Source organism: Desulfovibrio desulfopostgatei, from assembly GCF_053570645.1.
In genome coordinates, this window is record NZ_JBRBQS010000002.1 from 2,196,383 (window position 1) to 2,220,413 (window position 24,031).

Consider the following 24,031-nt stretch of genomic DNA (forward strand, 5'->3'; position numbering starts at 1 on the left):
ACAGCAGCTTTCTGCTGCCGCACTGTACTGATGACAAAACCCGTTCACGGGTTTTGCGCCGCCACCGTCGGCAAAGCCGCCGGGCGGAAATACACGGAAATCTGTCGCTTAACGGCGCGGCAAAGCCGCAGCCTGCTCCTGATTTCCGACCATGCTGACTTTGTCAACATGGTCAAACCGGACGACAGTTTTTTGCTGCCGTCCGGTTTGCAAGTCATTTGCTTCTAGTGGCCGCAGCCGCCGGAGCAGCCGCTGCATCCACCGCCCGTCTGGGGCAGGGGCACCGTGGGTTCAACTGTGAAGCCCGCGTAGGAAAGATCAATCTTCACGCCTTCAACCTGAGCAAGAAGCTCCTTGTTGATGCAGAAGGTGAATCCGCCCTGATCTTCGCTCATATCTTCATCCGTCGCGGCGTCCAGGGCAAGGGCCAGATGCGGCCCGCTGCACCCGCCGGGGGCGAGGTAAACGCGAATGGTGCTTTTTTCTTTACCTTCAAAAAAGGCCGCCAGTTCCTTCTGGGCGCTTTCGGTCAGTTCAAGCATGGTTCCTCCGATGTTTTTCGATACGCTCGATATGTATTATATGGTAGAGTAACGAAAAACAGGCTGGCCTGCTTCGTCCGGCCAGCGGGAAACCACCCCGCCTTACGCGTTGCTGCCGCAGCCGCTTGAGCAGCTGCTGCAACCACCGCCGTTGCCTTCAGAAGCGAAGGGCACTACGGGTTCAACCGCAAAGCCCATGTAGGTTAAATCAATTTTTACACCCTGCACTTCTGTCAGAAGGGCACTGTTAATGCAGAAGGTGTAGCCGGCCTGTTCCTCGGTTTGATCCTGGTCGTTAGGCTCATCCAGAGCCAGGGCAAGGCGCGGGCCGCCTCAACCTGCGGTCATGTAGACCCGGATGGGTTCCTTTTTCTTGCCGGTAAAGAACGAATCCAGTTCCTTACGGGCGCTGTCGGTCAATTCGATCATACGTCCTCCATGATTCGAGTGTTTTACTAACTAAGGTCATGCGTGGGGCTTGTCAATTGCCGCAGGGCTTTTCTTTAAAGGCGAAAACGGCTAGAATGACGGGCATATCCACCTTTGGAGGAACCATGTCCACGACCCGGCTACTGGAAAAAGACGAAATGGCGCGCGTACTTGAACGCCTCGCCTCGCAGATACTCGAACGCCACGCTGCGTGCCAGGATGTAATGCTGGTGGGCATTGAACGGCGCGGAGCAGACCTGGCCCGGCGTATAGCCGCCCTGCTGCAGGCGCGGCTTGACCGCGTCATGCCCCTGGGAACCCTGGATATCAATCTGTACCGCGATGACTGGACAAGCCTTGTGGGCAAGCCCAGCATCGGGCAGTCCCGCATTACCGAAAGCGTGGACGAAAAGGTTATCATTCTGATTGACGATGTGCTCTACACCGGGCGCACCATCCGCGCCGCTCTCGAGGCCCTGCTCGACTACGGCCGCCCGCGCTGCGTGGAACTGCTGGCCCTCATCGACCGTGGTCACCGCGAACTGCCCATCCATGCGGACTATGTGGGCCGCGTCATCAATACCAGCAGGCAGGAACACGTGGATGTCATGCTGGCCGAGCGCGATGGTGAAGACAGCGTAAATCTGACCACCGCATCGTAAAGCAGACGCGAAAAGGCTGACACGGCCTTGCGAAATGCCCATCCCAGAAAAAAGCATTGCCAGAGCGTTAACAGACCCTAGACAGAGCACAGGAACAGAAATTCATTCACCACGCTGACGTGCCGCTCCCCACCGGGCTGCGGCAGCAGATACAGAACAGAGGAAACCATGCCCAAGCGCAAAACCTGACGCACAGCAAGGAGCTTCACGTTGTGGAGCTTACGCGAACGGCGGTCCGGTTTGCGGCTGGCGCATGGTTTCCCTACCCTGCACCACTGACCCGACAAATCCTCCGTTCGCGCTGCCGTTTCATACATCGGCTTCGCCACGGGCCTGTGGCCCTAAAAGGAGGATTTCATGAAATCAGGCTTCAATTTTTTCTCCACCACAACAGGCATCATTGCCACCGGGCTTGTGTTCGGCGTGCTTGCCGTGTTGCTCCAGCAAATGGGCAATCCCGGCAACATGGGCATCTGCGTGGTCTGCTTTAACCGTGATATCGCGGGCGCTTTGGGCTTTCACCGTGCTGCCGTCGTGCAATATCTGCGGCCCGAAATCATGGGTATGGTGCTGGGCGCATTTGGCGCGGCGCTGGCCTTTGGCGAGTACAAGCCACGTGGCGGCTCGGCCCCCATCACCCGCTTTTTGCTTGGGGGCATAGCGGGTATTGGCGCGCTGGTCTTTCTCGGTTGCCCCTGGCGCGTTATCCTGCGCCTTGCGGGCGGCGACGCCTTTGCGCTCTTTGGCCTTGCGGGCCTGATCTGCGGCGTGGGCATTGGCACCATATTTTTTCGCATGGGCTTTTCGCTGGGGCGCAGCCAGGGCCAGAGTAAAATTTCCGGTCTGGTGCTGCCCGGCATCATGCTTTCCTTCGTGGCCCTGTATCTGCTCAATCCGCAGGTGGCAGAACAGCCGCAGAGCGGTGTGCTTTTCTATTCCGTCAAAGGCCCCGGCGCGCAGCATGCACCCTTTATACTCTCCATTGGCGTGGGCCTGATCGTGGGCTTTCTGGCCCAGCGCAGCCGCTTCTGCACCATGGGGGCCCTGCGCGACGTGATGCTGTTCAAGCAATGGCATCTGGCGCTGGGCTTTCTGGCCATGCTGGGTGCGGCCCTTGTTCTGAACCTGTACTTTGGCGCGTTCAAGCCCGGCTTTGAAAACCAGCCCATCGCCCAGCCAGACAATCTCTGGAACTTCCTCGGCATGGCTACTGCCGGTCTGGCCTTTGCCCTTGCGGGCGGCTGCCCTGGCCGTCAGCTCTTTATGGCTGGCGAAGGCGACAACGATGCCGCCGTTTTTGCCGTTGGCCTGATCGTTGGCACCGCTGTTGCCCATAACTTCGGCTTGGCCTCCAGCCCTGCCGGGGTCGGCCCTCACGGCATGGCAGCCACCCTTGCCGGTCTTGCCATCTGCCTGTGCATCGGATTTTTCAACTGCAAGAGAGGCGCGTAATGTCTACCACCATCGACACCCGGGGGCTTTCCTGCCCGCAGCCCGTACTCATGTTTCTTACTGCTGCCAAAGCCGATGAACACGGCCCTTTCAGCGTATTGGTGGATAACGACGCCAGCCTTGAAAATGTCAGCCGCGCTGCCCGCAACCGGGGATTTGCCGTCAGCACGACTGAAGAAGGCGAAGGCATAACGCGCATAGACATCCGCAAGGATTAGCGTTCGGATTGGGGGACTGGCGGCGCGGGTGAGCAAAAACTCCCGAGCCGCCACTGTCGCCCATATCAGCCCGTGATGGCTGAAATCTGCCATTCCTCAGTTCTCGTCATGAGTGCTGTAGCGGATCCAGCGAGCCAGAATTTTCAGGGGAAATCATGACGCAGAACAGTTCTCAGACCAGCCTGCTGCATGGCTTTGCGCAAAAACTGCGCGGCCTGTTTTCTCCCGGCGGCAAAGGTTCGGATATGGATTCTGGCAGCGGCGGCAAACGCGGCTGCAACGATAGGGGCTTGCTGGTTTTTGACCACACTGGCGAGGTCATCCGCGCCGAGCGCCTGCTGCGCAAGGCCGGGCTGGATGTGGAAGTAAAGGGGCCGCCGCCGGAACTGCGCACAGGTTGCGACATGGTGGTGGTTTTTGAGCTGGTGAGCCAGGCGCGCGTTCTGGATGTTCTGGAACGGGAAGGGCTTGCGCCCAGTCAGGTGGTCAGCGCCCACGATGTGCTGCTGGAGCCTGTGTCCCTGTTTCAGATAAAACATCTGGATGACCGCTGGCTGATGGTTCGCGCCGCCAATATGAAAATTACCCTTGATGCTGCTGACGGACGCATTGTGAATATTTCAGGCGGCGGCTGCCCTGATGTGCCGTGGGTGGCGCACCGGCTGTGCGGCCTGCGCCTTGATGAAGCCCCGGCCCCCCTGACCATGGGGCAGACCCTCTGCTGCTACAGCCTGCAAAAGGCCTTTGAAGAACTGCGGAGGCAAGTCGCATGTGGTGCATAGCAGGAACCCTGCCCGACCCTGATTTTGCCCTCTGCCCTGCTGGCCTTGAGGGCGAAAGCACGGTTGCTGGCGGTTTGCTCCACCTGCCGGATGGTCAGGCCGTGCCCGTGCAGCGGGGGACTGCGGCCCTTGCCGCCACAGCCATTCTTGCCTGCCGGGAGCTGGGCATTGCGCCGCCGCGTCTGTTGCTCGCGGGCGACCCGGGTTCCGGCGCGGGCAGCCGCGCCATTTACGCATGGCTGGAGCAGAATCTGGCGGGCCTCTCCCCTGCGGGGCTGACCTTTCACTATCTTTTCCCTGATCAGGATTGGCACAACCGGGTGCTCATGGCCACGCAGGCCCTTGCCGTGCCGCCAGTGATGGTGGCAGACGCGGGCTTTATGTATGTGGCAAAAATGAGCGGCTATGCCGATGCCTACGACCTTTTTACCCCTGATCTGGGCGAACTGGCCTTTCTGGCAGATGAAAAAGCCCCCCACCCCTTTTATACGCGCGGTTTTCTGCTGGCGCGGGAGGATGACGTGCCGCCGCTTTTGCAACGCGCTCTTGAGCATGGCAACTGCCCGAAAAATCTGATTATCAAGGGATCAAAAGACTACATTGTCGTGGATGGCCGCGTGATCGCCACGGTGGACGCGCCCTCTGTTCCGGCCATGGAATGCATTGGCGGCACAGGCGATCTTGTGACCGGGCTTGCAACGGCTTTTTTGTGCGGAGGCGCGGCAATGGACGAAGCCTGCACGGCGGCGGCCCGCATGGCGCGCCTGCTGGCGCAACTCTGCGCGCCCAATCCCGGCACCCAGATTGGCGAACTGATTGAAATGCTGCCAGAAGCCATGCGCAGCGCGCGCTCAGTGTGGCCGACCACTCTTTCTGCATCATCCGTCTAGTCCGCGCCGCAAGGCGCAGACATGCCCCGCGCAATCAGATTCGTGCAGGCGGGCGCGCGCCCCTACCCGCCAGATCAGCAAATACAGCACCCCCGCCTACAAAAGACGAGGCCCTCCGTCAGCACGGAAGGCCTCGTCTTTAATAAAACACACTGCAATAATGATATGCGTTCAGCGCGCTACCCGTGATGCGCGGCCTTTTGCCGCCGGGCGCGCAATCGCAAGGCGACGCGCCACAGCCAGCCTGCTGCCAGCCCCACGGCAATGCCAAGAAAATCAAGCAGTGTTTGCGCGGCCATATGCGGGCGGTCAAAACCCCAGGCAGCGGCTTTATTCCACGAGGGATGATAAAGCGCCCATGCAATAGAGGCCATCAAGGCCAGCACACCCAGTGCACCGAACAGCCAGTAGCCGGGGATGGGTTCTTCCCAGAAAAAGGACGAACGGTAAAAACGCCGCCGGGCCATGCACACGGTCAGCAGCACAATACTGACCATGGATGCGGTGATCCATGAAAAACCGTTGAGCAGAGCTCCCGCAATCCCCAGGCAAAGACACAGTACCGCCAGCTGGAACCCGCGCGACTGCCGCCGCTCAAGCCCGTATGAAACAAAGAGCAGCATGGCGCCCGAAATTGCCGTGAGAAAATGCCCCACAGCCAGCGCCTCGTAAGGAATCATGCTGCGCAGGGCGTGCAGCATGTGTTTGCCTGGCGGCAGCATGGCGCAGACAAGCAGAATCACGCCCGCTGCAAAAACCATGTAGGCAGAAATGGAGTGCGAAAGTACGGAAAGCCAGCGGCCTGTTTCGCGCAGCATGTCGCTGCGCTGGCGCACCTCGTAAACCGCCAGCAGCAATGCGGCTGCCAGCAGCGGAATGATAAAGTAAATGATGCGGAACAGCAGCACCGCCGCAAATACGGCCTGCGCCTGCGTGGTGTGGGTAAGGTGCAGTATGACAAGCTCAAAAACGCCAACCCCGCCGGGGATGTGTGTGAGCACCACAGCCACCTGGGCCATGAGGTAGCTTGGCAGAAAATCAAGAAACGATATGCCCATGTTGCCGGGCAGCAGCACATACATGCAACCTGCTGCGGCGATAATGTCCACTCCGGCCACAAGAGCCTGGGCAAAGGCAATGTGCGGCGGAGGAAAGACAAATTCCTTGCCAAACAGATGCACGGGCTTGCGCACGGTACAGCACAAGATCAGGTAGGAGCAGGCAATAAGCAGCAGCACTACGCCCAGAATGCGCACGTCTGTCATGGGCATTTTTGCCAGCAGGTCGTCAGGGATGACAGGCGGGCTTATGATAAAGATCAGCCCGCATAGCCCCAGAGCGCCCACCCAGAATGTGACCGCCAGCATCAGCACCAAGCGCACAATCTCTGCCAGCGAAAAACCCCAGGCCGAATAAAAACGGTAACGCACGCTGGTGCCGCCCAGCAGCGCGCCAAAGTTGTAGCTCACAGCCTGCCCCACAAATGAAACAAGCCCCACGCGGGGCAAAGGCAGGGTTTTGTGAATGGCTTTGAGCGCCAGCCAATCGTAGCCCACAAGTATGATGTAATTGATCACCATCAGCAGCAACGAGCAGAGAATCCGCCCGTGCGATATCTGGCTTATGCTTTCGCGAATCTGGGCTATGCTGTAACTTTTAAGCTTATGGTACAAAAGGTACACAGCCAGAAAAAACACCGCCGTGACAAGCACCGACCCAAGATAACGCAAATATTTTTTCATAGTCTGCCGTTGTTCATACAGTTGTTATATGCCGCTCAAACCAAGCGTTTTACGCAGCTCTGCCGTGCTGGCGCAAGCGCCTGCCGCGTTGGGCGCAACTCCAACATATACGCTGGCTCACTGCCGCGCAAGCCTGAACCTCATGTCGATTACATGACATTATGCAGAGGCAGGGCAGGTCTTCTCCAGCCCGCGCGCTTCGGGGCTTGACCGTTTTGCGCCCAGTAGGTAGGGTGTACTTGCTGTTACGGATAATCACCCGGTTACACAGCCGGGTTTAGCGCACAGTCCACTGCGGCCCGTGCAGCCTTTTTTTCGGAAAATACCCCCCATTGCTTGCTCCGCTGCCTGGGCAGCGGCGCTTTTTTTTCGTTTGTGAGGTCAGATTATGGCAACCATGACAAGCATCCCCATTTCCGTGCAAGGCTACAAAAAGCTGGAAGACGAACTGGCCCGCCTCAAGAGCGAACGGCCCGCCATCATCCAGGCCATTAAAGAAGCCCGTGAAGAAGGCGACCTGCGAGAAAACGCCGGGTACGACGCCGCGCGTGAACGTCAGGGCATGGCTGAAGCCCGCATCAAGTACATTGAATCGCGCATGGCGCTCTATCAGGTCGTTGATCTTGATTCCCTGAAGGGGGACAAGGTCATCTTTGGTTCTACGGTTGAGGTTGAGGATGTGGACAGCGGCGAAGCACGCTCCTTCACCATTCTCGGCCCCGACGAGGCCGACCCCGCCAAGGGTTCCATCTCGTTTCTTTCCCCTGTGGGTCAGGCTCTGCTGGGCCGCGAAGTAGGCGATGAAGTGACCGTGGATATCCCGCGTGGCCGCGTTACCTACGAAGTGATCAACATCAGCTTTAAAGGCAGCAACGTGCTGAACTAGGCCTGGGCTGCTGCCCTGGTCTCCACCAGCCGACGCCGCGCCTTTCTGGCTTCGCGGCAACGGTTTTATCCCAGACGTATTTTCCGCAGCGCGTTAACGCGCAAACATAACGCAGTGCGACCTTATGGCGCGCTCCGGCCTCTCTGCACAACCGCAGGGCGGCGGGGCGCGCCTGACAAAAACTTTCCGGTCGGGCCGTAGCGCCGTGATGGCGCACTGGCATATGACGTACGGCTGCCAGCCCAGACCCGCGCGGGCGTATTTATACCTTTACGCCTCTTGGCAGACCCCGCCCGCTTTTGCTACTCTTGCGCGTTCCAACGTTCCGGCGCTGGTTAAAAAGCCGCGCCCACATAACCCAAGGCCTACTATGACTCTAACGCTGCCGCGTCTGCTTTACCTCTTGGCCGCGCTCGCGCTGTATATGCTGCTCTGGCACAATCCGGTGACCATATTTATGGCTGCCTGTCTGTCATGCCTTTCGCTGCCGCTCTACCGGACACTACAAATGAAGGGCCGGATGTGGCGCAAACGCCTTGAAAAAACCCGGAGCGGCCCCCGCTGGCGTAAATTCCGGCTTAGTCTTTCAAGCAGCCTGCCCCTTTATGCGTACATAACCACCCTCCTCTCTTCCATACTAGTTCCCATTGCCATGTTCGCCCTGCTGGTGACGCCGCAGGCGGCGGCTGGTTTTGCGCGCCTGCGCGAGCTGCAAGCCAACAACTTTCAGTTGCCGCCCGAGTGGGTGGCCAATATTCAGCAATGGCGGCTAAACCTTGCAGAATACCCGCGTGCAGAAAAAATGGTCAGCGATTTTCTGCAAAAACTGGATGCTTTTTTCGGCGATGCCATGAGCCTGCTTTTGAGCCGAAGCATGGATTTTCTCGGCGGCACCATGACAGTGCTGTGGACAAGCTTTCTGTTCTTTACGCTCACGGTGATCTTTACCGCCTATGCCCGCCATATCCGCAAAATTTCCGGCAGGATATTCCATATACCGCAAGCAATGCTCTGCCGCTTTACGGCTGCCATCCACCGGGCATTGCGGGGCATTCTGCTGGGTGTTGTGCTGGTGGCTGCGGCGCAAGGCATTTTGTGCGGCATCGCCTTTGCTTTCGCAGGGGTACGCCAGCCAGCATTCTGGGGGCTGCTTGCCACGCTCGTGGCCCCCATTCCCGCCATTGGCACGGCCATAGTGTGGGTGCCGCTTTGCCTTTCGCTCTGGTTCACGGGCAACAGCATGGCCGCAGTGGGCCTGGCCCTTTGGGGAGTTGTGGTGGTGGCTGGCGTGGATAACATCCTGCGGCCGCTCTTTTTGCAGCAGGGCATCAAGGCCCCGTTCTTTGTGTTGATCATCGCCATACTTTGTGGTCTGGCGAGCTTTGGGCCGGTAGGCCTTATTGTGGGCCCTGTACTGCTGGCTTTTGCCATTCAGGCAGTGGAAGAAGGCAACCGCACCTATAGGCACGATGGATAAGATAGACACCATACATTCCGGTTTTGGCAGGTTTGCTCCCGACGATCAGCTCGGCAGGCCACAGCCCGGCAGACTACAGCAAGACGACAAACCCCGCAGTGCTGGGTTTGAACCGACAGCTATGGACTGCTTGCGGCGCATGGCGGTATTCAGCATTCTTTTTTGCGCCATATGCGCCACTCTGCTTGCAGGAGCAACGGAAGCCCTTGCAGCCAGGGGCGTGCGCGCTGCCATTTTGGTCAACATGGATACGGGCAAGGTGCTTTTTGAAAAAAATGCCGATATGTCCATCCCGCCTGCATCGCTCACCAAGGTGATGTCCATGTTCCTGACCATGGATGCCGTCAGCGCCAAGAGGCTGAGCCTTGACGAAAAAATCCGCATCACTCCTGCCGCGTCCACCGTGGGCGGCTCGTCCATGCACCTCCGCAACGGGGAGCGCGTGGCGGTCAGGCAACTGCTCACCGGCGCTGCCGTTGCATCCGGCAATGACGCCATTACGGCGCTTGCCCTGCGTGTGGCTGGCAACGAGCGGCAATTTGTGCGCGCCATGAATCAAAAAGCTAAAGGGCTGGGCCTGAGCCGCACGGAATTCAAAAATCCCACGGGCCTGCCCGCCGCAGGGCAACGCTCCACCCCCCGCGATATTGCCAGCCTTACCCGCGCCTATCTTCGTGCGCACCCCGGCGCGCAAAAATTTCACAGCACCCGCGTTTTTACTCACAGGAACAGACAAATGGCCAATACAAACGCCCTGCTCGGCTCTGTGCGGGGCGTCAATGGCCTGAAAACGGGCTGGACGGTGGCCTCGGGCTACAATCTTATTGTTACGGCCCAGCGCGGCAATACCCGCATCCTGGCCGTGGTTATGGGCGGCACAAGCCGCAATGCCAGGGATGCCATGGCAACGCGACTGATCGAAGCAGGCTTTGACGGCGGCGGTGACCCAAAGAAAATCCGGCGGGCCATGGGCTACAGACGCTAGAAAAAAAATCTCAAGGCTTCAAAACAGTTTTATCGTGAAAAGGTTGTGGAAAACTGACCGCTCGGAAGGTCATTTTTTCCACAACCTTTTTGGTTCCCACTGACAAGAAAGGCGGATTCTCTGCGCGGGGAGCGCACACAGACATGCACGACCCAAACAGAAAATCCGCCTGACGCAGTCAGCGGTCCAAAAGCCCCTAGCGCCCCAGAGCTTGCTCCAGATCGGCGATAATATCATCCACATGCTCAACGCCCACGGAGAGGCGCACCATGCCGGGGGTGATACCGGCTTCGCGCAGTTGATCATCGGTCAGCTGGCGGTGGGTGGAGCTGGCGGGATGGAGAACGCAGGTGCGGATGTCGGCCACGTGAACCTGGAGGGAGATCATTTTAAGGCTGTCGATAAAGCGCGCGCCGGCTTCCCGTCCACCTTTGAGGGAGAGGGAGATGACGCCGCTGCACCCTTTGGGCATGTACTTGTCGGCCAGGGCTTTTTGCGGGTGGCCGGGCAGGCGCGGATAATTGACGGATTCCACGGCGGGATGCTTTTCCAGATAGGCGGCGACGGCTTCGGCATTGCGGCAGTGGCGTTCCATGCGCAGGGGCAGGGTTTCGAGACCCTGATTGATGTAGAACGCGCCCTGAGGGCTCTGGCAGCAGCCCATATCGCGCATGAGCTGCACGCGCGCCTTGACGATGTAGGCGGCCTTGCCAAAGGCCTGGGAGTAGACGAGGCCGTGGTAGGAAGGATCGGGCTCGGTAAATTCGGGGAACTTGCCGGAGGCCCAGTCAAAATTGCCGCTGTCCACGATGACGCCGCCCACCTGAAGGGCGTGACCATCCATATATTTGGTGGTGGAATGGACTACTATGTCGGCCCCGAATTCAAAGGGGCGGCAAAGCACGGGAGTGGCAAAGGTATTGTCGATGATCAGGGGCAGCCTGTGTCTGTGGGCCAGATTGGCAAAGCGCTCAATATCCAGCACATCCATGGAGGGGTTGGAGAGCGTTTCGCCAAACACGGCGCGCGTGTTGGGCCGGAAGGCCTTTTCCAGCTCGGCCTCGGAGGCGGTCTGATCCACAAAGGTGACTTCAATGCCCAGCTTTTTAAGAGTAACGGCAAAGAGGTTGAACGTGCCGCCGTAAATGCTGGCGGCGCTCACCACATGGTCGCCGCTCTGGGCCACATTGAGCAGGGAGAGCATGCTTGCCGCCTGACCGGACGAGGTGCACAGCGCGCCAACGCCGCCTTCAAGAGCGGCGATTTTCTGCTCCACGGCGTCAACCGTGGGATTGCCAAGGCGGGAATAAAAAAAGCCCGCTTCGGCAAGATCAAAAAGTTTCGCCACTTCGGCGGTGGTGGCGTACTTAAAGGTAGTGCTCTGCACTATGGGCAGAACGCGGGGTTCGCCATTGCCCGGTTCATAGCCCGCGTGCAGACAAAGAGATTCCGTTTTCATGCCGTCCTCTGCTGTGCTTGTGTTGGAAATTGTCGCATGTTTCCGGCTGCAATGCCGTGCGATTCAGGCACCGTAGCGCAAGCAAAGGGGCGAGGCAACCACCAAGCCAGCCCAAGAAATTTCCTGTACGGCTGATGAAGAGAAAGCAAAAAAAGTTCCTTCCTATTGACCGTTTGCATGTAGAAGTATAGGATTCTAAGAAGCAGGTGGTCGCCCTGTGGCGTGAGGCATTCTGGGGATAGCCATGACAATACGCTCTGTGACGCACCGCCCGAGTTTCTGATTTTTGTTTGCTGACAGCGCCGCAAAAAGAGCGGCCTTTCGTACGTTGTAGCGCCGCTGTCTTGATGCGGAGTTGGCGCGATTTTGTTGCGCCGCAAGCGGGCCCTGTGGCGGGGCCGAGCAAAGCCTTTCACTCACTTTTGCCAGGAGGCTATTATGCGTATTGCCGTGGGTCTGGGCAAAAAAGGCGGAGAAGAGCGTTTAGAGCGCCAGGGCATAAGCCGCCGTGACTTCATGAAATTCTGCACGGCGGTGGCGGTGACGATGGGCTTTGGCCCCTCATTCGCCTCCGAGGTGGCCGCTGCGCTGACCGGGCGTCGTCCTTCGGTGGTGTATTTGCACGCCGCTGAATGCACGGGCTGTTCCGAAGCGCTGCTGCGCACTTACAAACCCTTTATTGATGCCGTCATTCTTGACACCATCTCTCTTGACTACCACGAAACCATCATGGCCGCCGCTGGCGAAGCCGCCGAACAGGCCCTGCATGCCGCCGTGGAAAACCCCAATGGCTTTGTCTGTATGGTCGAAGGCGCCATTCCTACGGGTATGGACAACAAGTATGGCTACATTGGCGGCCATACCATGTACGACATCTGCAAAGAAATTCTGCCCAAGGCCAAGGCCGTGGTCAACATCGGCACCTGTGCCTGCTACGGCGGCGTTCAGGCTGCCAAGCCGAACCCCACCGGCGCCAAGGGCGTAAACGAATGCTTTGCCAGCCTGGGCGTCAAGGGCATCAACATTCCCGGCTGCCCCCCCAACCCCCTCAATATGGTCGGCGCACTTGTGGCCTTCTTGCAGGGCCAGAAGATCGAACTGGACGAACTGGGCCGCCCGCTCATGTTCTTTGGTCAGAGCGTGCATGACCTTTGCGAACGCCGCAAGCACTTCGACGCCGGCGAGTTTGCGCCTTCCTTCAATTCGGAAGAAGCGCGCAAGGGCTGGTGCCTTTACGAAGTGGGCTGCAAAGGCCCGCAGACGTACAACAACTGTCCCAAGGTTCTCTTCAATGAGACCAACTGGCCGGTGGCTGCCGGGCATCCCTGCATTGGTTGCAGCGAACCCGGTTTCTGGGACGAAATGTCGCCGTTCTACCAGAACTAGGGGGAATCATGAGCCAGATCAAACAAACGCCCCAGAGCAGCTACACCGGGCCCATTGTGGTGGACCCGCTGACCCGCATCGAAGGGCATCTGCGTATTGAAGTTGAAGTTGAAGGCGGCAAAATCAAGGACGCCCGTAGCTGCGGCACACTTTACCGTGGCCTTGAAGTCATCCTGAAGGGCCGCGATCCGCGCGACGCCCAGCACTTCACCCAGCGCACCTGCGGCGTCTGCACATACACGCACGCCCTTGCTTCCACCCGCGCACTTGAAGACGCCATCAACAAGCCCATTCCGGCCAACGCCACCTATATCCGCAACCTCGTTATGGCCATGCAGTTCATGCATGACCACGTGGTGCATTTCTATCACCTGCACGCCCTCGACTTTGTGGACGTGGCCAATGCCCTGCAGGCCGACCCGGCCAAGGCAGCCAAGCTGGCCCAGTCCATTTCGCCGCGTCCGGCCAAGGCAGAAGACTTTGCCGCCGTGCAGGCCAAACTGAAGACCTTTATCGAAAGCGGCCAGCTTGGTCCCTTCACCAACGCCTACTTCCTGGGCGGCCACCCGAGCTACTACCTGGAGCCGGAAGCCAACCTGGTCGCCACCGCCCACTATCTGGAAGCCCTGCGCGCCCAGGTGGAAATTGCCAAGGGCATGGCCGTGTTCGGCGCCAAAAACCCGCACACCCAGTTCACCGTGGCTGGCGGCGTGACCTGCTACGAAGCCTTGTCGCCCCAGCGCATCAAGGAATTCCGCGAATTGTACAAGAAGGCCCGCACCTTCATTGAACAGGTCTACATTCCCGACCTGCTCATGGTTGCCGGTCAGTACAAGGACTGGGCGGCTCTGGGCGGCACCGACAACTTCATGGCGTTTGGCGAATTCCCCGCTGCTGGCGGCGAACGCGACCTCAACAGCCGCTGGTACAAGCCCGGCGTCATCTATGACCGCAAAATCGGCTCGGTGCAGCCCTTTGATCCTTCCAAGATCGAAGAACACGTGCGCCACAGCTGGTACGAAGGCGACAAGGCCCGTGCCCCCTACGAAGGCGAAACCAAACCCTTCTTCACCAAGATGGGCGACACCGACCGTTATTCCTGGCTCAAGGCTCCCCGCTATGCGGGTCAGTCCATGGAAACCGGCCCCCTCGCTCAGGTGCTGGTGGCCTACGGTCAGAACCACAAGACCATCAAGCCTGCGGTTGACGGCGTGCTGAAGGCCCTGAACGTTGGCCCCGAAGCCCTCTTCTCCACTCTGGGCCGTACTGCTGCCCGTGGCATCCAGACCTTGGTTATCGCCCAGCAGACCGAAAACTGGCTCAACGAGTACGAAAACAACATTGCCAAGGACAAGCAGATCGTCGAAGATTATGCTGTTCCTGCCAATGCCAAGGGCGTGGGCTTCCTGGATGCCCCCCGTGGCGGTCTTTCGCACTGGATCCGCATTGAAGAAGGCAAGATCGGCAACTTCCAGCTCGTGGTGCCCACCACCTGGAACCTCGGACCGCGGGACGCCAAGGGCGTCATGGGTGCTGCCGAGCATGCGCTTATCGGCACCCCTGTGGCCGATCCCAAGCGCCCGGTTGAAATCCTGCGCACCATCCACTCCTTCGACCCCTGCATCGCCTGCGCAGTGCATGTTATCGATGGAGAAACCAACGAAGTGCACAAGTTCAAGGTGCTGTAACAGCGCATTGAACTTGCGGTAAATTGGCTTTGAAAAGGGCGGGCATTCCCCGCCCTTTTTTATTTTTGCGGCACAGCAGCAGAACTTTTCCGCATACAGCCTGCAATACAGTTGCGCGAACAGCATAGACCAGAGAAAAATATTTTGGCATACTGCACAGATATGCAGCATTGCATCCACATGGGACGCCGTGCGCACACTGGCAGCAACCCCCACATGAGAGCGCCAACGTGGAACAAAAAAGAATAATGATTATGGGCGTCGGCAATATATTGCTGACAGACGAAGGCTTCGGCGTACGCGCCGTGGAATATTTGCAGGCCAGATACACATGGCCGGAAAATGTTCGCCTTGAAGACGGCGGCACGCAAGGCCTTTTGCTTATGTCCACGCTGATGGATTGCGATACGCTAGTGGTTCTTGACGTGGTGCTCGGGCCGGAAAAACCCGGCACCATCTATATGCTGGAAGGCGAAGACCTGCGTAAAAGCCTGAGCTTCCGCGATTCCATGCACCAGACAGACCTTCTGGACACTCTGATCACATGCAGCATGGCCGGGCACGATGTGCAGGCCGTTGTTTTTGGCCTACAGCCTTTTGACTACCACACCATGCAGGTTGGGCTGACCCCGGAAGCCGAAAAACTGCTGCCGGAATTTTGCACCAAGGTTGTTGCTGCGCTTGCAGAGCGCGACATCGCCACCGCGCAGCCTGTTGCCTGAGAAAACTCGCTGCAACCGGGTATTCTGTGTTTTTTTGACGCAATGTCGTCAGGTAGAGGCCCGAATTCATTGCGTGAGGGAATCGCGCAACTCGAATTGCCTGCATCGCAGCGACCCGCCAGCCAGCTATCTGCCTTACAATAAAACAAGCCGGGCACGCTATCGGAAATTTCCGACTCGCGCCCGGCTTTGTTGCACTGTCAGCTTTTGTCTGATGCTGGTCAGGATTCGTCAGGGAGCGAGAGTTCGCTGAACAGGGCAAAGCCCTCGGCGCGCAGCATTTCTGCCCACACGCCATCCCCCGCACAAAATGTATGGCTAAAGCTGCCATCATAAATACGGTCAAATCCGCAGGATGGCGAGCGGCTCTTTATAATTGCGGCTGTGCAGGCATTCTTGCGGGCAAGTTCCATAGCAAGGGCCGCGCCACGTTCAAAAGCATCCGTCACGTCCTGGCCGTCACGGTTCACAACGCGGTTGCCCGACCGTTCGCAGGGGCTGCGCGGCGTTTCAAGCCCGCCCAGGATCTCAGGGCAGGCAGGCACTGCCCTACCCTCTTCGACCAGCCGCACCACAAACGCGCAGGTATTGTCGCCGCCATCATAGCGGCAACGCTCTCCTGCCAGACAGGCGCTGACTATGTAGCGCTGGGGCATTACTTGCTTTCACCTTCGGGCAGCAGGGCCGCTTCCCACATTTCCTGATAATACATGCAGGTGCCGGGGTTCCAGGCCGTGGCCGTGGCGTGGTCATAACTTTCGGTTATGGGCCAGTCGGTGTGGGGCTTTAAGGCTTCCTCAAAGGAAGGGGCCTCCACAACAGCCTCAAATTCCAGATTCAGCGTATAATTGGGGCCTTTCATAAAGCGCAGATGATAATGCGGCATAGCCTTATCCTTCGCACAGTTTCGTCGGTAATACCGGACGAACAGTTATCAAGCCCGGAGCAAGGGGCAGTCATGCGCCGCAGACTTGGTCATGCGGGGTGGACGTTGTCGCGCCCCACCCGTTGAATGGCCAATGGCGCGCAACCTTGGCCGTGACAGCCGGACGTATTCATTTGTACCATGCTGGGGCTGCAAGCTCGTTACAGTCGCAGCACACAAGAGCGCCGGGGAGGAAACCCTCCCCGGCGTTCATATCAATGGGCGTCAGGCACGTCTAGTGCGTGGTCATGACAAACTTGCTGATGACAAAAAGCACAACCAGCAGAACCACGCCGATGCCCCAGCTCCAGTGAACGAGCTTGAGTTCAACGGGATCCAGCGGTTCGTATTCCATCTTCTCGATTTCTTCGTGAAGCTTAACTTCCGTTTTCGTTTCCATAACTTACTCCGTATATTGGACTAGCCAGCCATCACAGGCGGGGTCATGCCGTGGAAGAAGGCATAAGAAATGAACAGGCCCACCCAGATGATGAAGCCGAACAGGCACACGATGTACACAACTGCAAGGCGGCCAATGCCTTCTTCCTTCAGCTTGCGGAAGTTGGACACCAGACCGATGCTGAAGAAGGTCAGCAGGAAGAACATGACGCGGAAGCCGTTGAGGGCGCCAGCCATGGACTTGCCGAGCTTGTGCAGTTCAGGCGAAGACAGGCAGAAGAACAGCAGGATCAGGAAGGTGCCAAGGTACCCCAGCACGAAGCGGGGGAAACGATCCATAACGTCGCTCCAGGTCATGGTGCGCTCGCCACGGGTTTTGTCGAACTTGGCAGTCCAGATGTAGGCGAGGACCAAGGCCCACACGCCGATGAACATATCGATGAAGATTTTGACGGTGGTGGTCACCATCACGACCCAGCCTGGCTCCCACTTGGTGCCAAGGCCAGCCATCTTGGAAAGAATCAGGGATTCAGTGATGGCGCCGCTGGCGATAGCGCCGCCGTCAGACTTAACGGCAAGGCCCATCCAGCCACCGGCCACCATGGGTTCGGTGTACAGGAAGTGCTGCGCGATAAAGGGCAGGATCAGCATTTCGATGCAGGTGAACACCACGACCAGCGAGGAAACCATGATCGGCACCACAGGCCGGGCGCGGATGGCGCCGCCGGTGGCAATGGCCGCCGAGACGCCGCAGATGGAAATGCCCGAAGCAAGGGGAGCGGCCCATTCCTTATTGAACTTGAAGTACTTACGAGCCACGTAGTAAACAACGGACCAATACAGCAAATAAGCTTCAACAATGGCGCACAGGCCTCGGAAAATAACGTGACCGGCAAAACCGGCGGCGTCGGCGGCCTTCACGCCAAGTTCGGCACCAAGAATAACGATGGCGATCTTGACGAAAAGTTCGGGGCGGCAGGCTTCGCGCAGGGATTCAGCAAAACCGGGCGTAAGGTTGCCCAGCAGAATACCCATGACCAGGGCCACAATAAGGCCAGCCTCGGTGCTCAAACCAAGCGACCAGGTGATGCCCTGCTTGGCGATTTCCGTGGGGTTGGCTGCAATGTAGGCGTTGGCGCCAACAGTGTAGCAGGCGATGGCGATGAAGAAAATGCAGGTAAAACCGTAAAGGAACTTGCCGATGTTGCCTTTCATGAGCTTGATGCCCACAGACATGACGGCGGCAATGAACACATAGCTGGCGATCAGAGCCCCCACGCCAGGCAATGCGCCCTTAGAGGCCGAAGCCCAGCAATCAAGCGGGCTTTTGACCCACATGCCCATTTTGAGGCCCCAGCCCAGCAGATCCAGGCCAGCGAACTTGCCCAGCGCCAGCAAGAAGATGAAGCAGCCGATAAGCAGGGCTACTTTGTCTTCATTATAGGCTTTTGTTGATGCCATACCCAAACTCCTCCGTACAGGTTAAGCTAAACAAACAAACTCCAGCCGCACCTACGCCGCACAGACCACCTTGTTCTATAAAGAACAGAGCGGTCTTCAAGAGGCGTCTTGCCGCGGAAACAGCTGGAAACCGATACTTGCAGCACCAATTCTCTGGTCTGCCGACCATTGGCGCACGTGGAAAAACATACCTTTATGCAAGATATTGTCAAGCTTAAGTCCAAAGTTTAACAATCAGTAAGCAGGTCCCAGAGCTGTTTCGCCAGCGGGTAAAGCAAAAAAAGCGCACCACCTCCTCGCCCTTCCATTCACGTGCCTGCACATGTGCCGCCTCCCAAAACCTCGTTGAAGATTGGAGGCATAGCATAAAAATGCAGGCTAAAACATTTTTTTCAGATTTTCTGTTGACACTACCCGGCAGTTTCACATATACACGTTTCTCGCGTTGGGCTGTCGTTCAATTGGCAGGACGACGGATTCTGACTCCGTTAATCAAGGTTCGAGTCCTTGCAGCCCAGCCAACAACACCGCGTCCCCATCGTCTAGCCGGCCCAGGACAACGGCCTTTCACGCCGTCGACAGGGGTTCAAATCCCCTTGGGGACGCCACTTGAGAATAAAGGGTTACATTGAAAAATGTAACCCTTTTTTCGTGCGCTTTCTACAGTCCCAAGGGCGCAGTCCCCCGCAACATTCATTTTCTTTTGCTTTGGCGCCTTCTGCACGTGAGGGCAAGCAGCTTTGTTGGTATTCCCATTTTTTTGCGGAGCCGCGGCGCTACCTCAAGATAGCGTCCCCCTTGCCCATATGGGCAAGCCGCCGCTATACTTGCCATTGCCCGGCCCTGAGGCCGCAGGCCAATCCCACCAAGGAAACCGCCCATGTCCGCATCCCTGCTGCTCAATCCCTTTCGCACCGCGCCTGCTCAAGGCGTGGCCGTTACCGATTTTTCGCCCGCCGTGGCCCTACACGTCCGCGCGTACCATGCCTCTTTCAGCCAGTATTGCCCCACCCCACTGGTGAGCCTGCCGGGGCTGGCGGCAAGCCTTGGCCTGAAAAACGTCTGCGTAAAGGATGAATCGCACCGCTTTGGGCTTAACGCCTTCAAGGTGCTTGGCGGCTCTTACGCCGTGGCCCGCTGCCTTGCCGAGCGCATGCGCCTGCCAGCCGAAGGCCTTGCGCGAGGCATGCTTGACGCCCCCGCCGCCAGAGCAACCGCAGGACAGATTACCTTTATCAGCACAACGGACGGCAACCACGGCAGGGGGCTGGCATGGACAGCCCGCGAGCTGGGCTATCCCTGCATCATCTACATGCCCAAAGGATCGGACAAAACCCGTCAGAACAACATTCTGGCGCTTGGCGCGCAGTGCAGCATCACGGACCTCAATTATGACGACACCGTGCGTATGAGCTGGAATCTGGCGCAGGAAAAAGGCTATGTGATGGTGCAGGATACCGCGTGGGACGGCTACGAACAGGTTCCCGCATGGATCATGCAGGGTTACCTTACCCTCGCCGCAGAAATTCTGGAGCAGATGGACGCAGCCGCCATTCGCCCGACGCACTGCTTTCTTCAGGCTGGCGTGGGGTCATTTGCCGCTGCTGTGGCGGGTTTTCTGGTGGCGGCCCTTGGCGAAAAGGCACCCCGATTCATCGTGGTGGAACCGCATGCCGCCAATTGCTTTTACCGCTCCGCGCTGGCGGGCGACGGCAAGGCCCATGCCGTGGGCGGCGACCTGCAAACCCTCATGGCCGGGCTTGCCTGCGGCGAGCCGAGCAGTCTGGCCTGGAGCATCCTCAAGGATTACAGCGCGGCCTTCATGTCCTGCCCGGATTACATGGCAGCCAACGGCATGCGTATGCTGGCAGCGCCCGTGAGGGGCGATCAGCCCATTGTTTCCGGCGAATCTGGCGCGGCTGGCGCGGGCGCGCTGCACTGGCTCATGAGCAGCCCCGAGGCAGCAGACCAGCGCACAGCTCTGGGCCTGAACGCCGATGCCTCGGTTCTGCTCATCAGCACCGAGGGCGACACTGTGCCGCACATCTATAAAAAGATTGTCTGGCAGGGCGCGTATGCGGATGAGGAATGCGTCTGACAACAGCCCCACCCGTCAACCTCGCACCCATCAACTATGCATCTGTCGGCGCGGGATTCCCTCGCCCCACATCCCGCGGGGGGGCATATGCCCCCTGCGCCCGCTACCGGCTGTTTTCCCATTCCTTTTTCAGCAGGGCATAGAGGCATGTATTTTCGTATTTGGGCGTTCCATCGGCATTGCTGACAAATGAAATGAACTCCTTGAAAAGCCCTTCCCTGCGCATGCCCAGCCGCTCGCACAGTTTTTGCGAGCGGATGTTGTCATCTTCCACATAGGCATATATCCGCCGTGCGCCCTTGCGGGTAAAAAGAATATCAATGAACGCCCTTGCGGCCTCGCTTGCGTATCCTTTTCCCTCATGGCTGGCGTTCAGATGCCAGCCCAGACCATAGGTATCCGGCTCATCATTCGCGGCAAACATCAGCCCGATCATCACATCCTGCTCCTTGAGGCAAACCGCCAGTTGCACGGGGTCTGCGCTTCGCCGCGCAACGTCGGCAACCGCCGCTTCCATCGAATCCAGACGGTCAGACGCAAAACAGTGGACGCGTGGGTGCGAAAGCATTTCAAACAAGCCTGCCGCATCCTTGGCTTCAAAAGGTCTCAGGACAAGACGTTCCGTTTCAAATTTTGCCACAGCAACCTCCTGTATTTCAAAATCATCATCTCTGATCATGGCATGCTCAAGGTTGTTCTTGCTGCGCCGCAGGTTCGGCAGAAGGCTCTTTTCGCCGCAGCTTTCCGCTGAAAAAGCGGGTCACTACTATGAAGAACAGCGGCGTGTAATAAATGCCCAAACCTGTTGCGGTGATCATGCCTGTCAGCACTGCTGTGCCAAGGGCGTTTTGCGCGCCGGAGCCCGCCCCGCTGCTGAGCGCCAGCGGTACCACACCAAGAATGAAGCATAGTGAGGTCATTATGATAGGCCGCAGGCGAAGCCGGGATGCCTCCACCGTGGCCGAAACAAGGTCTTTGCCGCCCCGGTGCATTTCCTTGGCAAATTCCACGATCAGGATTGAGTTCTTGGCCGACAGGCCAATGATCGTCAGCAGTGCAATTTGCAGGTAGATGTCGTTATTCATGCCGCGCAGGTACACGCCGCCCAAGGCGCCCACAATGCCCGTGGGCACAGCCAGCAGCACAGCCAGCGGGATAGTCCAGCTTTCGTACAGGGCAGCCAGACAAAGAAAAACCACGATAATGGAAACAGCGTACAGCAAAGGGGCCTGGCTTGCGGACACGCGCTGCTGATAGGAAAGCCCCGTCCAGGCATAGTCAAAGCCGGGGGGCAGACTTGCCGCGCTTTTTTCCATTGCCACCATGGCCTGCCCGGTGCTTTGCCCCGGCGCGGCGGCCCCTTCAATCTTTACGGACGGTATGCCCTGATAGCGGGTCAGACTTGGGGAAGCCAGAACGGACTTTACGCCGATAAAACTGGAGAACGGCACCATCTCGTCCTTGGTGTTGCGCAGATAAAAGCGCCTGAAATCGCCTATTCCGGAGCGAACTGAAGGCTCCGCCTGAAAGTAAACCTTTTTTGTTCTGCCCTTGTCCGAAAAGTCGTTGATATATTCGCCCGCCCAGTAGGCGCTGATGGCACTATTTATTTCAGCTCTGGTCAGGCCGTAAGCGCCAGCCTTGCTGTTGTCGATGACCAGATCGTACTGCTCGGTATCGGCCATGCCGCTATACCTTACGCTGGTAACAGCAGCGGATTTTGCCGCACTTTCCAGCAGGGCATCCTTTGCATCGAGCAAGGCCGCGTGCCCTTTGCCGCCGCGATCCATCAGTTCCAGCTCAAAGCCGGAGGAAGTGCCAAGTTCCATGACCGCCGGGGGCGACATCACAACTATTTCCGCCCCGGCTATGGATGAAAACCGTTCCGTGGCGCGCTCCATCACGTCAAAGGCGCTCTGCCCCGGCCCGCGTTTGCTCCAGTCCTTGAGCAGGGGAAGCACCATGGCCGAATTCTGGCCGGAACCGCTGAATCCCCAGCCGATAACGCACATGACGCTTTCTATGGAATCCTTTTCGTCGTTGCGAAAGTAGGCATCAACCTCTTTGACAATCTTTTCCGTGCGCTCAAGTGACGCGCCCGGCGGCAACTGCACGTCAACATACAGGATGCCCTGATCTTCATCCGGCAAAAATGCCGAAGGCAAAAGCATAAACAAAGCCAGGCACCCTGCCGCCAATGCCGCGAACACCACGCCCCACCGCAAGGGGTGCCGCACCATGCCGCTCACGCCACGGCTGTAGCGTTCCGTAAAGGCGGCAAACCATCGGTTGAAGCGCCCAAAGAAGCCTTCGCCCGTTCCACTGGCATGCGCACGCAGCATGGTGGCGCACAGGGCAGGCGTAAGCACAATGGCAACCACTACAGAAAGCACCATTGACGCAACAATGGTCACGGAAAACTGCCGGAAGATTGCCCCGGTGGAGCCGGGCATAAAGGCCATGGGAACAAACACGGCGGATATGACCACGGCAACGCCCACCAGTGCCCCGGTTATCTGCCGCATGGATTTGAGCGCGGCCTCCTTTGGGGAAAGCCCCTCGTCGCGCATGAGGCGTTCCACATTTTCCACCACAACAATGGCGTCATCCACCAAAAGGCCGATAGCCAGCACCATGCCGAACATGGTCAGTGTGTTGATGGAAAACCCAGTTGCCGCAAATACCGCAAACACCCCAAGCAGCACCACAGGCACGGCAATGGCCGGAATAAGCGTGGCACGGTAGCTCTGCATGAACACAAACATCACCGCGACCACAAGCGCGATGGCCTCAAACAGGGTGCGCACAACTGAGCGTATGGATTTTTCCACAATAGGCGCGCGGTCATCAGCATAGGCATACTTGAGCCCCGGCGGGAAAAAGCTGGCGAGCGACTGCAATTCGGCCTTGATGCCCCTGGTAGTTTGCAGAACGTTGGCCCCCGATGAAAGCTTGAAAGCCAACCCCGTACCCGCATGCCCGTTGAAAAATGTGGTGCCCATGGAACTTTCTTCATTCAGTTCGATGCGGGCAACATCCTTGAGCAGTACTGCGGAGCCGTTTTCTTCCACCCGCAGTTGAATCTGTTCAAACTGTTCCGCTGTTTCCAGGCTGGATGAGGCGTTGATGGCAATATTGATCTCCTGCCCCGGCATGGCTGGCGCAGCCCCCACCTGACCGCCAGCAACCTGGGCGTTCTGGGCGCGCACGGCAGCAACTACGTCCTGCGGATTCAGCTTGTACTGGCGCATTTTGTCCGGATAGCACCAGATACGCATGGCATTTTGAAAACCATACAGGGTGATTGCGCCAACGCCCTGAACGCGGCTCAAGGGGTCAACCAGCGAGCTTGCCACATAGTCGCTTATGTCATTGGGGCGCATGGTGTCGCTGGCATCGTAAAAAGCCACTGTCATGAACGAATTGTCCACGGCTTTGGACGTCTGAACGCCCTGCCGCTGCACGGTATCTGGCAACAGGGAAAGAGCCTGCTGCACCTTGTTCTGCACCTGCACCTGCGCCGTATCGGCATCCGTGCCCGCTGCAAAGGTGAGGATAATTTCCGTATCGCCGGAGGAACTGCTGGTTGATTTCATGTGCAGCAAATTGTCCAGGCCTTTTATCTGCTGCTCAATGATCTGCGTTACGCTGCGGTCAACAATGGACGCGGTCGCTCCTGTGTACTGGGCCGAGATGGATATCTGCGGCAGGGCGATATCCGGGTAATGCGCAATGGGGAGCCTGCCAAGAGCAAGCAGCCCGGCCAGCATAATGATGATGGCAATCACCCAGGCGAAGATGGGGCGATTGATGAAAAAAGCTGCCATA

At 58.2% G+C, this 24,031-nt stretch carries 24 protein-coding genes and 2 tRNA genes; 15 read left to right on the forward strand and 11 right to left on the reverse strand.

Annotation, left to right across the window (positions count from 1 at the left end):
- The first annotated feature begins 30 nt into the window (after positions 1-30).
- The gene (locus ACUZ9Q_RS09755; RefSeq protein WP_192112995.1) at positions 31-228 is read left to right on the forward strand and encodes a hypothetical protein; all 198 of its coding nucleotides are present in this window, start codon (positions 31-33) and stop codon (positions 226-228) included.
- On the opposite strand, the gene ACUZ9Q_RS09760 is transcribed toward ACUZ9Q_RS09755, so the two are convergent.
- Together ACUZ9Q_RS09760 and ACUZ9Q_RS09765 are read right to left on the reverse strand one after the other, a co-directional pair.
- Positions 225-542, reverse strand: coding sequence for an IscA/HesB family protein (locus tag ACUZ9Q_RS09760; protein ID WP_192112994.1), 318 nt, complete (start codon positions 540-542; stop codon positions 225-227). The two genes, ACUZ9Q_RS09755 and ACUZ9Q_RS09760, sit on opposite strands and share 4 nt — an antisense overlap.
- 102 nt (positions 543-644) lie before the next feature.
- Positions 645-971 (reverse strand): IscA/HesB family protein, encoded by a 327-nt coding sequence (locus tag ACUZ9Q_RS09765; protein WP_192112993.1) that lies wholly within the window; start codon positions 969-971, stop codon positions 645-647.
- Positions 972-1,096: 125 nt separating this feature from the next.
- On the opposite strand from ACUZ9Q_RS09765, the gene pyrR reads away from it, so the two are divergent.
- Positions 1,097-1,633 carry a bifunctional pyr operon transcriptional regulator/uracil phosphoribosyltransferase PyrR gene (gene pyrR / locus ACUZ9Q_RS09770; RefSeq protein ID WP_192112992.1) on the forward strand — a complete coding sequence of 179 codons (537 nt, stop codon included), beginning with the start codon at positions 1,097-1,099 and terminating at the stop codon, positions 1,631-1,633.
- Between the two features lie 77 nt (positions 1,634-1,710).
- Here pyrR and ACUZ9Q_RS09775 read toward each other — a convergent pair whose 3' ends face one another.
- Positions 1,711-1,842, reverse strand: coding sequence for a hypothetical protein (locus tag ACUZ9Q_RS09775; protein WP_256185949.1), 132 nt, complete (start codon positions 1,840-1,842; stop codon positions 1,711-1,713).
- 148 nt (positions 1,843-1,990) lie between these two features.
- Here ACUZ9Q_RS09775 and yedE point away from each other — a divergent pair, with 148 nt between their 5' ends.
- From yedE to ACUZ9Q_RS09795, 4 genes are all read left to right on the forward strand, one after another.
- On the forward strand, positions 1,991-3,085 hold the full coding sequence (gene yedE, locus ACUZ9Q_RS09780) for a YedE family putative selenium transporter (protein WP_227118200.1): 1,095 nt from the start codon (positions 1,991-1,993) through the stop codon (positions 3,083-3,085).
- Positions 3,085-3,303 carry a sulfurtransferase TusA family protein gene (locus ACUZ9Q_RS09785; protein WP_192112990.1) on the forward strand — a complete coding sequence of 73 codons (219 nt, stop codon included), beginning with the start codon at positions 3,085-3,087 and terminating at the stop codon, positions 3,301-3,303. Before yedE ends, ACUZ9Q_RS09785 begins: the two co-directional genes overlap by 1 nt.
- A gap of 245 nt (positions 3,304-3,548) precedes the next feature.
- Positions 3,549-4,085, forward strand: coding sequence for a DUF3343 domain-containing protein (locus ACUZ9Q_RS09790; protein WP_215647843.1), 537 nt, complete (start codon positions 3,549-3,551; stop codon positions 4,083-4,085).
- The gene (locus ACUZ9Q_RS09795; RefSeq protein WP_227118201.1) at positions 4,073-4,975 is read left to right on the forward strand and encodes an NAD(P)H-hydrate dehydratase; all 903 of its coding nucleotides are present in this window, start codon (positions 4,073-4,075) and stop codon (positions 4,973-4,975) included. The genes ACUZ9Q_RS09790 and ACUZ9Q_RS09795 overlap by 13 nt, the downstream gene beginning before the upstream one ends.
- A gap of 179 nt (positions 4,976-5,154) precedes the next feature.
- Here ACUZ9Q_RS09795 and ACUZ9Q_RS09800 read toward each other — a convergent pair whose 3' ends face one another.
- Complete coding sequence (locus tag ACUZ9Q_RS09800; protein WP_215647808.1) at positions 5,155-6,717, reverse strand: lysylphosphatidylglycerol synthase domain-containing protein; 1,563 nt, start codon at positions 6,715-6,717, stop codon at positions 5,155-5,157.
- Positions 6,718-7,114: 397 nt separating this feature from the next.
- Between ACUZ9Q_RS09800 and greA the strand changes: the two genes are divergently transcribed.
- The 3 genes from greA (at position 7,115) to ACUZ9Q_RS09815 (ending at position 10,065) form a co-directional block, all read left to right on the forward strand.
- Positions 7,115-7,603: a transcription elongation factor GreA gene (gene greA, locus ACUZ9Q_RS09805; protein WP_022660011.1), complete on the forward strand. Its 489-nt coding sequence runs from the start codon at positions 7,115-7,117 to the stop codon at positions 7,601-7,603.
- A 370-nt stretch (positions 7,604-7,973) separates the two neighbouring features.
- A complete protein-coding gene (locus ACUZ9Q_RS09810; protein ID WP_227118202.1) occupies positions 7,974-9,080 on the forward strand; it encodes an AI-2E family transporter in 1,107 nt (368 codons plus the stop codon).
- Complete coding sequence (locus tag ACUZ9Q_RS09815) at positions 9,073-10,065, forward strand: D-alanyl-D-alanine carboxypeptidase family protein (protein WP_225529990.1); 993 nt, start codon at positions 9,073-9,075, stop codon at positions 10,063-10,065. Before ACUZ9Q_RS09810 ends, ACUZ9Q_RS09815 begins: the two co-directional genes overlap by 8 nt.
- 196 nt (positions 10,066-10,261) lie before the next feature.
- Here the strand turns inward: ACUZ9Q_RS09815 and ACUZ9Q_RS09820 are convergent, their stop codons facing one another.
- Entirely contained in the window at positions 10,262-11,524 is a 1,263-nt protein-coding gene (locus ACUZ9Q_RS09820) for an O-acetylhomoserine aminocarboxypropyltransferase/cysteine synthase family protein (RefSeq protein WP_192112985.1), read from the reverse strand.
- Positions 11,525-11,962: 438 nt separating this feature from the next.
- Between ACUZ9Q_RS09820 and ACUZ9Q_RS09825 the strand changes: the two genes are divergently transcribed.
- The 3 genes from ACUZ9Q_RS09825 to ACUZ9Q_RS09835 all read left to right on the forward strand — a co-directional run bounded on the left by ACUZ9Q_RS09825 (position 11,963) and on the right by ACUZ9Q_RS09835 (position 15,320).
- Positions 11,963-12,910: a hydrogenase small subunit gene (locus ACUZ9Q_RS09825; RefSeq protein WP_192112984.1), complete on the forward strand. Its 948-nt coding sequence runs from the start codon at positions 11,963-11,965 to the stop codon at positions 12,908-12,910.
- Between the two features lie 8 nt (positions 12,911-12,918).
- Positions 12,919-14,598 (forward strand): nickel-dependent hydrogenase large subunit, encoded by a 1,680-nt coding sequence (locus ACUZ9Q_RS09830; RefSeq protein WP_192112983.1) that lies wholly within the window; start codon positions 12,919-12,921, stop codon positions 14,596-14,598.
- 248 nt (positions 14,599-14,846) lie between these two features.
- Entirely contained in the window at positions 14,847-15,320 is a 474-nt protein-coding gene (locus ACUZ9Q_RS09835) for a HyaD/HybD family hydrogenase maturation endopeptidase (RefSeq protein WP_449248137.1), read from the forward strand.
- Between the two features lie 221 nt (positions 15,321-15,541).
- Here the strand turns inward: ACUZ9Q_RS09835 and ACUZ9Q_RS09840 are convergent, their stop codons facing one another.
- The 4 genes from ACUZ9Q_RS09840 to ACUZ9Q_RS09855 all read right to left on the reverse strand — a co-directional run bounded on the left by ACUZ9Q_RS09840 (position 15,542) and on the right by ACUZ9Q_RS09855 (position 18,105).
- A complete protein-coding gene (locus ACUZ9Q_RS09840; protein WP_192112981.1) occupies positions 15,542-15,976 on the reverse strand; it encodes a DUF523 domain-containing protein in 435 nt (144 codons plus the stop codon).
- Entirely contained in the window at positions 15,976-16,206 is a 231-nt protein-coding gene (locus ACUZ9Q_RS09845) for a hypothetical protein (protein WP_192112980.1), read from the reverse strand. Before ACUZ9Q_RS09845 ends, ACUZ9Q_RS09840 begins: the two co-directional genes overlap by 1 nt.
- A 274-nt stretch (positions 16,207-16,480) precedes the next feature.
- On the reverse strand, positions 16,481-16,645 hold the full coding sequence (locus tag ACUZ9Q_RS09850; RefSeq protein ID WP_022660002.1) for a hypothetical protein: 165 nt from the start codon (positions 16,643-16,645) through the stop codon (positions 16,481-16,483).
- A 20-nt stretch (positions 16,646-16,665) separates the two neighbouring features.
- Positions 16,666-18,105: a putative sulfate exporter family transporter gene (locus ACUZ9Q_RS09855; protein WP_240825085.1), complete on the reverse strand. Its 1,440-nt coding sequence runs from the start codon at positions 18,103-18,105 to the stop codon at positions 16,666-16,668.
- Between the two features lie 446 nt (positions 18,106-18,551).
- Between ACUZ9Q_RS09855 and ACUZ9Q_RS09860 the strand changes: the two genes are divergently transcribed.
- From ACUZ9Q_RS09860 to dpaL, 3 genes are all read left to right on the forward strand, one after another.
- Positions 18,552-18,626, forward strand: a tRNA-Gln gene (locus tag ACUZ9Q_RS09860).
- A gap of 10 nt (positions 18,627-18,636) precedes the next feature.
- A tRNA-Glu gene (locus ACUZ9Q_RS09865) sits at positions 18,637-18,713 on the forward strand.
- A 272-nt stretch (positions 18,714-18,985) separates the two neighbouring features.
- Complete coding sequence (gene dpaL, locus ACUZ9Q_RS09870) at positions 18,986-20,203, forward strand: diaminopropionate ammonia-lyase (RefSeq protein ID WP_449247803.1); 1,218 nt, start codon at positions 18,986-18,988, stop codon at positions 20,201-20,203.
- A 103-nt stretch (positions 20,204-20,306) separates the two neighbouring features.
- Here dpaL and ACUZ9Q_RS09875 read toward each other — a convergent pair whose 3' ends face one another.
- Together ACUZ9Q_RS09875 and ACUZ9Q_RS09880 are read right to left on the reverse strand one after the other, a co-directional pair.
- Positions 20,307-20,843: a GNAT family N-acetyltransferase gene (locus ACUZ9Q_RS09875; protein WP_192112888.1), complete on the reverse strand. Its 537-nt coding sequence runs from the start codon at positions 20,841-20,843 to the stop codon at positions 20,307-20,309.
- A 46-nt stretch (positions 20,844-20,889) separates the two neighbouring features.
- The gene (locus tag ACUZ9Q_RS09880; protein WP_449247804.1) at positions 20,890-24,030 is read right to left on the reverse strand and encodes an efflux RND transporter permease subunit; all 3,141 of its coding nucleotides are present in this window, start codon (positions 24,028-24,030) and stop codon (positions 20,890-20,892) included.
- Position 24,031 lies beyond the last annotated feature (1 nt).